Origin of the sequence: Pedococcus sp., assembly GCF_036554925.1 — a bacterium.
Taxonomy (GTDB): Bacteria; Actinomycetota; Actinomycetes; order Actinomycetales; family Dermatophilaceae; genus Pedococcus_A.
This window is the reverse complement of record NZ_DATBMI010000002.1, coordinates 1-6,370: the sequence shown is the minus strand read 5'-3', so window position 1 is coordinate 6,370 and position 6,370 is coordinate 1. Positions and strand designations below refer to the sequence as shown.

The following is a 6,370-nucleotide window of genomic DNA, read 5'->3' as shown; positions in this document are numbered from 1 at the left end:
GCCGCCGGTGTGCCGCTCCAGTCCGGCTCCCAGCCCAGGGCGAGGCCGAGGGCGCCCACCACGGCGAACTGCAGGGCGACGACGGTGAGGACGGCGACGGACTTCGCGGCCAGCAGGCCTCGCCGTCCGAGCGGGGTGCTGCCCAGGAGGCGCAGCACGCCGTAGCGGCGGTCGAAGCCCGTGGCGATGGCCTGGCCGGTGAAGGCGGAGGACAGGACGCAGAGCGCGAGGACGCCCGGCACCGCGACGTCGATGCGGCGCCCCGGACCGAGCGGGGGGACCGACGTGTACGCGAGACCGAGCAGGAGCATGGCCGGCAGCACGATCGAGACGAGCAGCTGCTCGCCGTTGCGGAGTACCGCGAGGGTCTCGAAGCGCGCCTGGGCCGCCACGCGCTGCCGCGCGGGTGCCGACCGCCGCGTCGCCGTCACGGGCGTCGTCGGCGTCACGAGGCAGCCCTGCGGGTGAGGTCGAAGTAGACCTCCTCGAGGGAGCGGCCCGTGGTCAGCTCCGACAGCGTCCCGTGGGCGACCACGCGCCCGGCCGCGACGATGACGATCTCGTCGGCGATGCGCTCGGCCTCCTCGAACGAGTGCGTGGTGAGGACCACGGCCGCCCCGTCCGCTGCGACGCTCCGCACGAGGTCCCACACGTCGAGGCGGGCGTGGGGGTCCAGGCCGGCGCTGGGCTCGTCGAGGAACACGACGTCCGGGGCGCCGACGAGCGCGGCGGCCAGCGCCACCCGCTGGCGCTGGCCGCCGGACAGGCGGCGCACCGGCGTCTGCGCGAAGCGGTCGATCCCGAGGAGTTCGGCGAGCTGGCGGACAGGCCTCGGAGCGGAATAGAGGCGGGCGAGGTGCTCCAGCAGGGCCAGCGGGCGGGCTGCGTTGGGAAGGCCGCCGTCCTGCAGCATGACGCCGACGCGGGCGCGGTGCTCGGAAGGGGACTGCCAGGGGTCGGCGCCGAGCACGCGCAGCGTTCCCGAGTCCGGCTGTCGCAGCCCCTCGCAGCACTCGACCATCGTCGTCTTGCCCGCGCCGTTGGGGCCGAGGACCGCCGTGACCCGGCCGGCCTCCGCCTGCCAGGTCACGCCATCGAGGGCGACCACGCTGCCGAACTGCTTGCGCAGGTCGCGGACGTCGACGGCGGGTGGCACCCCGGAAGTCTAGGTGCGTGGCCCCAGCCGCCCGTGCGCGGGCCCCAGCCGCCCCCTGCAGCGGCCTGAGCCGCCCCGTGCGAAGGCCCCGGTCGCCCTGCGGGGGCCTCAGGTCACGCGGTCGGGGAGCACGGCGTTCAAGGGTGGGCACAGTCCCCATGCGCGAAGGCACCTCAGACGCGCACGGTGGCGGCATTCGCACGAAGGAGCAAGCCATGACGACCCTCACCGCCCACCCCTACGTCGTCGCCGCGGAGCTGAGCTGGCGGCGGGAGAACCTCGCCGGCGCAGGCCTGCGGCCGGAGCGTCGCCACCGGCGGCTGTCCTGGCCGACGTGGCGGCCGAGCCGGCCGCGCCGGAGCACAGCGACGCTGCGCCCCGCCTAGACACGGGCGGGCCCCTGCAGGGCGCCTGAGGCGTCCCACGCCGCGGGGGGCCACAGAGATAAGGCACCTGCCCCATGTGCGCCGCCGCCTTAGAAGCGCACCGTGGGGCCATCGGAACAGAAGACAGCAACGAACCAGGAGAAGGACCGCCATGACCGTCCACGACCCCCTCTTCATCAACGCCGAGCTCGCGTACCGGCTCGAGAGCCTGTCGGGGGCCAACAGGGCCACCGCAGAGCGCCACCACGCACGGCGCTGGATGCCGCAGCTGGGCGTGCGGCTCCACCACCGTCACGCCCGGCACGTGCGTCCGGCCTGACCGGATGACGGCGACACTCGCGCCCAACGGCCGCCAGCAGTCACCGGTGTCAGGGGTCTCCGCCATAATCGGCGGCGTGCCCCTCGATGCCACTGCTGGCGGCCTGTTCGTGGGCCGCGACCTCGACGTCGCCCGCCTGGCCCGGCTCGTCGGCCTCGACACGCCGGAGCGAGACCACGGCATGGTGGTCGTGTCCGGTGATGCCGGCATCGGGAAGACCCGCCTGCTCGCCGAGGTCTCCGGCCGTGCCCGGGAGGCCGGCCACGAGGTGCTCGTGGGCCACTGCCTCGGCGAGGCGGGGAGCTCCCTGCCCTACCTGCCGTTCACCGAGATGCTGGGTCGGCTCGAGGCCACCCGGCCCGACCAGGTCGACCAGGTGGTGGCCGCCCACCCGCCCCTCGCCCGCCTGTTCCCCGGCCGCAGGAGCTCCAGCGCCGCCGAGCCTGGCTCGCTCGACCGCGCCGACATCGTGGAGGCCGTGCACGCCGCGCTCGAGGACCTCGGGCGCGAGGCGCCGGTCCTGGTCGTGGTCGAGGACGTCCACTGGGCCGACCAGTCCTCCCGCGACCTGCTGACCCTGCTCTTCACCCGGGGTTTCAGTGCCCCGGTCTCCCTGGTCGCCTCCTACCGCAGCGACGACCTCCACCGCCGTCACCCGCTGCGCGCGACCCTGGCCCACTGGTCCCGGCTGGCATCCGTCCACCGCCTCGACCTGGCGCCGCTCGCCGACCACCACGTCCGCGAGCTGGTGCAGGGGCTGCGTCCCGGCCAGCTCGGCGAGGCCGAGGTGCAGGCCGTCGTCGACCGCGCCGAGGGCAACGCGTTCTTCGCCGAGGAGCTCACCGCCGCGAGCGCCCTGGGCCGGCCCGGCTCCGCCGAGGACCTCTCGCGCCTGCTGCTCGTGCGCTTCGAGCAGCTGGAGCCGTCGGGGCAGCAGGTCACCCGGCTGGCGGCCGCAGCGGGGCGCCAGGTGTCACACCGGCTGCTCGCCTGCGTCGCCGGCCTCCCCGAGGCTGAGCTGGACGCCGCCATCCGCGACGCCGTCGAGCACCACGTGCTCGTCGCCACGGACGCGGGTGGCTACGCCTTCCGCCACGCCCTCCTCGCCGAGACGGTCTACGACGACCTCCTGCCGGGGGAGCGGGTGCGGGCCCATGAGCGGTATGCCGCCGCGCTGGCCGCCGACCTCACGCTCGGGACGTGGGCCGACCTCGCCCGCCACGCGCTCGCGGCGGGCGACCGCGCGCAGGCGCTCGATGCCAGCGTGCGTGCCGGTGACGCGGCCATGGCCGTCGGCGGGCCCGAGGAGGCCTGGCGCCACTTCAAGCAGGCGCTGGCCCTCCTCCCGGACGACCACCCCGATGCCGACGCCGTGACCCTGCACGCCGCCGCTGCCGCCACGGCCACCGGGCGCTCCTACAAGGCGCTCGACCTCCTCCAGGACCGGCTGGCCCGCCGCCCCCGGTCGGCCGACCACGCAGCCCGGGCCGAGCTGCTGGGCGCGGTGGCGACCGCGGCGCGGCTCACGGAGAACCCCCTCGACACCCTCGCCGTGACCAAGGAGGCCCTCGCTCTCGTCGGCCCCGACGAGCAGAGCGCGCTGCGGGCTCGCCTCCTCGGTGCCCACACCCAGGCGCTCGCCGACCGGGGACGCGACGACGAGGCCACCCGCGCCGGTGACGAGGCGATCGCCCTGGCCGAGCAGCACGGCCTGCGAGACGTGGCCGACGAGGTCCGGGTGGTGGTGGCGAAGGTCCGCGAGCGCACCGGCAACCCACAGGAGTCCCAGCAGGCACTGGAGCGGATCCTCGCCGACCCCGCGGTTCGCGGAACCCCTGCGGAGAGCCGGGCCCTGCACCACCTCGGGTCCCTGCACCACCGGGCGGGGCGACTCGCCCAGGCGGTCGAGGTCTACCGGCTGGGCGCCACCCGCGCGCGGGCGGCAGGACGCGAGTGGGCGCCCTACGCCCTCGAGTGCCGGCTGCTGGGCGGGATCGCGGCGTACGAGCTCGGCGACTGGCCGCAGGCCGAGCAGATCCTCGCCCGTGACGGTGGCGAGGCGCCCCTGATGGCCCGAGCCCTGCTGGACGCCGCGCTCCTCTACGTCGCCGCCGGCCGCGGCGACACCGCGGCGCTGGAGGTGCTGCCCCACCTGCGGCGGTGGTGGGAGACCGAGGGCCTGGTCGCCCTGCTGAGCGCCAGCGCGGCGGTCGACCTGCGCGGTGACGCCGGGGACGTCGAGGGAGCCATCGAGATCCACGACGAGGTGGTCGACCTCCTCACACGGCTGTGGCGGCCCGGCTTCCAGGCCCGGCTGCGGCTCAGCTCGCTGCTGATCGGCCAGCTGGCCACCCACGCCGCGCATGCGACGACGGCCGAGCGCCGCCGGCTGCTCGAGCGCGGTGAGGGCTTGGCCGTGGTCGCCGCCGACGTGTGGGAGCGGTCGGCTGCCGAGGGCACCGGCGGGGCGGAGGCGTTCGCCTGGGAGGCCCGCGCCCGTGCCGACCTCCTCCGGCTCCGGTGGCTGGCCGGCTCGCCCGGCCCGGACCTCCCCGCGATGGAGTCCGCCTGGCGTGAGGCCGTCGAGCGGTTCGACGCGTACGGTCACGCCTTCGAGGCGGCTCGGTCGCGTGCCCGGCTCGCCGCGGTGCTGCGTGCGGCGGGGTCGCCACAGGCGGCTGAGGTCCTCCGGCTCGCCACCGAGCAGGCGCGCGTGCTGGGTGCCGCCCCACTGCTGGCCGAGCTGCGGCCGCTGCTGGGCGGCCGCGACCTCGGGCCCACCGCGAACGGCATCGGCGAGCACCTCACGCCGCGGGAGCGGGAGATCCTGTCCCTCGTGGCGCTGGGGCGCAGCAACAAGCAGATCGGCACACAGCTCTTCATCAGCGCGAAGACCGCCAGCGTGCACGTCTCCAACATCATGGCCAAGCTCGGCGCCCAGGGCCGGGGGGAGGCCGTGGCCCTCGCGCGCGAGCGCGGCCTCCTCGACGACCAGAGCGGCGGTCCGGGCACTCCGCTGAGGGGTTCTGGAGGTTAGGCAGACCTTCCTTTCCCACCGGTGCGGCAATTACGTAACATCGGTGTTGTGTTTATCGCTGGAGAGCACCGCCAGGACGCTGCGGCCCCGCCGCACGCCCTGGAGTCGCGCACGCGCGACCGGGTCCTCCAGGCGATCAGCGAGCGCGGCCCGATCACCGCGGCCGCCCTCGCCGAGGAGCTCGGGCTGACGGCAGCCGCCGTCCGCCGCCACCTCGAGAACCTCGTCGAGCTCGACCTGGTGAGCGGGCGCGAGGCCGCCACCGGCCACCGGGGCCGCGGCCGTCCGGCCCGGGCCTACGTCCTCAGCGAGGCCGGCCACCAGGCGCTGGAGTCCGACTACGACCACCTCGCCACCGAGGCCCTGCGCTTCCTCGCCGCCGAGGCGGGGGAGGACGCCGTCACCCGGTTCGTCCAGCAGCGCATCGGGGAGCTCGAGGAGCGGTATGCCGCCGAGCTCGCCGCCGCGGGCGAGGACCGGGAGGCGCGGACCACCGCGCTGGTGCGCGCGCTGACGCGTGACGGCTTCGCCGCCTCCGCCCGCCCCGTGGGGCAGGCCGGCACCGCGAGCCCGCTGACCGGCATCCAGCTGTGCCAGGGGCACTGCCCCGTGCAGCACGCGGCGCGGGAGTTCCCCCAGTTCTGTGACGCCGAGACGGACGCCTTCTCGCGACTGCTCGGCGTCCACGTCCAGCGCCTCGCGACGCTGGCGCACGGCGACCACGTCTGCACCACCTTCATCCCCACCCCGTTGACGGCACCCAGCGCGTCCGCGGCCGTCCCGTCCAACCCCTCCGCTGAAACCACGAAAGGGTCCACGCGATGAGCACCCACATCGAAGAGCTGAACCCAGGCCTGAAGGACCTCGGTCGCTACGAGTACGGCTGGGCTGACAGCGACACCGCTGGCGCCTCGGCCCGGCGTGGCCTGAGCGAGGAGGTCGTCCGCGACATCTCCGCGCGCAAGGGCGAGCCCGAGTGGATGCTCAAGCTGCGGCTGAAGTCGCTGCGCCTCTTCGACAAGAAGCCCATGCCGACCTGGGGCTCGGACCTGTCCGGCATCGACTTCCAGAACATCAAGTACTTCGTGAAGTCCACGGAGAAGCAGGCGACCACCTGGGACGAGCTGCCCGAGGACATCAAGAACACCTACGACAAGCTCGGCATCCCGGAGGCGGAGAAGCAGCGCCTCATCGCCGGCGTCGCCGCCCAGTACGAGTCGGAGGTCGTCTACCACCAGATCCGCGAGGACCTCGAGGAGAAGGGCGTCATCTTCGTCGACACCGACACGGGCCTGCGCGAGCACGAGGACCTCTTCCGCGAGTACTTCACGTCGGTGATCCCGGCCGGCGACAACAAGTTCGCCTCGCTGAACACCGCGGTCTGGTCGGGCGGCTCGTTCATCTACGTCCCGCCGGGCGTCCACGTCGACATCCCGCTGCAGGCCTACTTCCGGATCAACACCGAGAACATG

General features: G+C 74.5%; 5 protein-coding genes and 2 pseudogenes. 5 read left to right on the top strand and 2 right to left on the bottom strand.

Annotated elements, in window-relative coordinates:
- Both VIB11_RS00115 and VIB11_RS00110 read right to left on the bottom strand, forming a co-directional pair.
- Positions 1–449, bottom strand: a pseudogene (locus tag VIB11_RS00115) (ABC transporter permease); the annotation flags it as partial.
- Positions 446–1,156, bottom strand: coding sequence for an ABC transporter ATP-binding protein (locus tag VIB11_RS00110; RefSeq protein WP_332027226.1), 711 nt, complete (start codon positions 1,154–1,156; stop codon positions 446–448). The pseudogene VIB11_RS00115 and the gene VIB11_RS00110, both read right to left, overlap by 4 nt.
- A gap of 215 nt (positions 1,157–1,371) precedes the next feature.
- Here VIB11_RS00110 and VIB11_RS00105 point away from each other — a divergent pair, with 215 nt between their 5' ends.
- From VIB11_RS00105 to VIB11_RS00085, 5 genes and pseudogenes are all read left to right on the top strand, one after another.
- A complete protein-coding gene (locus VIB11_RS00105; RefSeq protein WP_332027225.1) occupies positions 1,372–1,542 on the top strand; it encodes a hypothetical protein in 171 nt (56 codons plus the stop codon).
- Between the two features lie 151 nt (positions 1,543–1,693).
- A complete protein-coding gene (locus VIB11_RS00100) occupies positions 1,694–1,861 on the top strand; it encodes a hypothetical protein (protein WP_332027224.1) in 168 nt (55 codons plus the stop codon).
- Positions 1,862–1,937: 76 nt separating this feature from the next.
- Complete coding sequence (locus tag VIB11_RS00095) at positions 1,938–4,898, top strand: helix-turn-helix transcriptional regulator (RefSeq protein WP_332027223.1); 2,961 nt, start codon at positions 1,938–1,940, stop codon at positions 4,896–4,898.
- Positions 4,899–4,946: 48 nt separating this feature from the next.
- On the top strand, positions 4,947–5,723 hold the full coding sequence (locus VIB11_RS00090; protein WP_332027222.1) for a helix-turn-helix transcriptional regulator: 777 nt from the start codon (positions 4,947–4,949) through the stop codon (positions 5,721–5,723).
- Positions 5,720–6,370, top strand: a pseudogene (locus tag VIB11_RS00085) (Fe-S cluster assembly protein SufB); the annotation flags it as partial. The gene VIB11_RS00090 and the pseudogene VIB11_RS00085, both read left to right, overlap by 4 nt.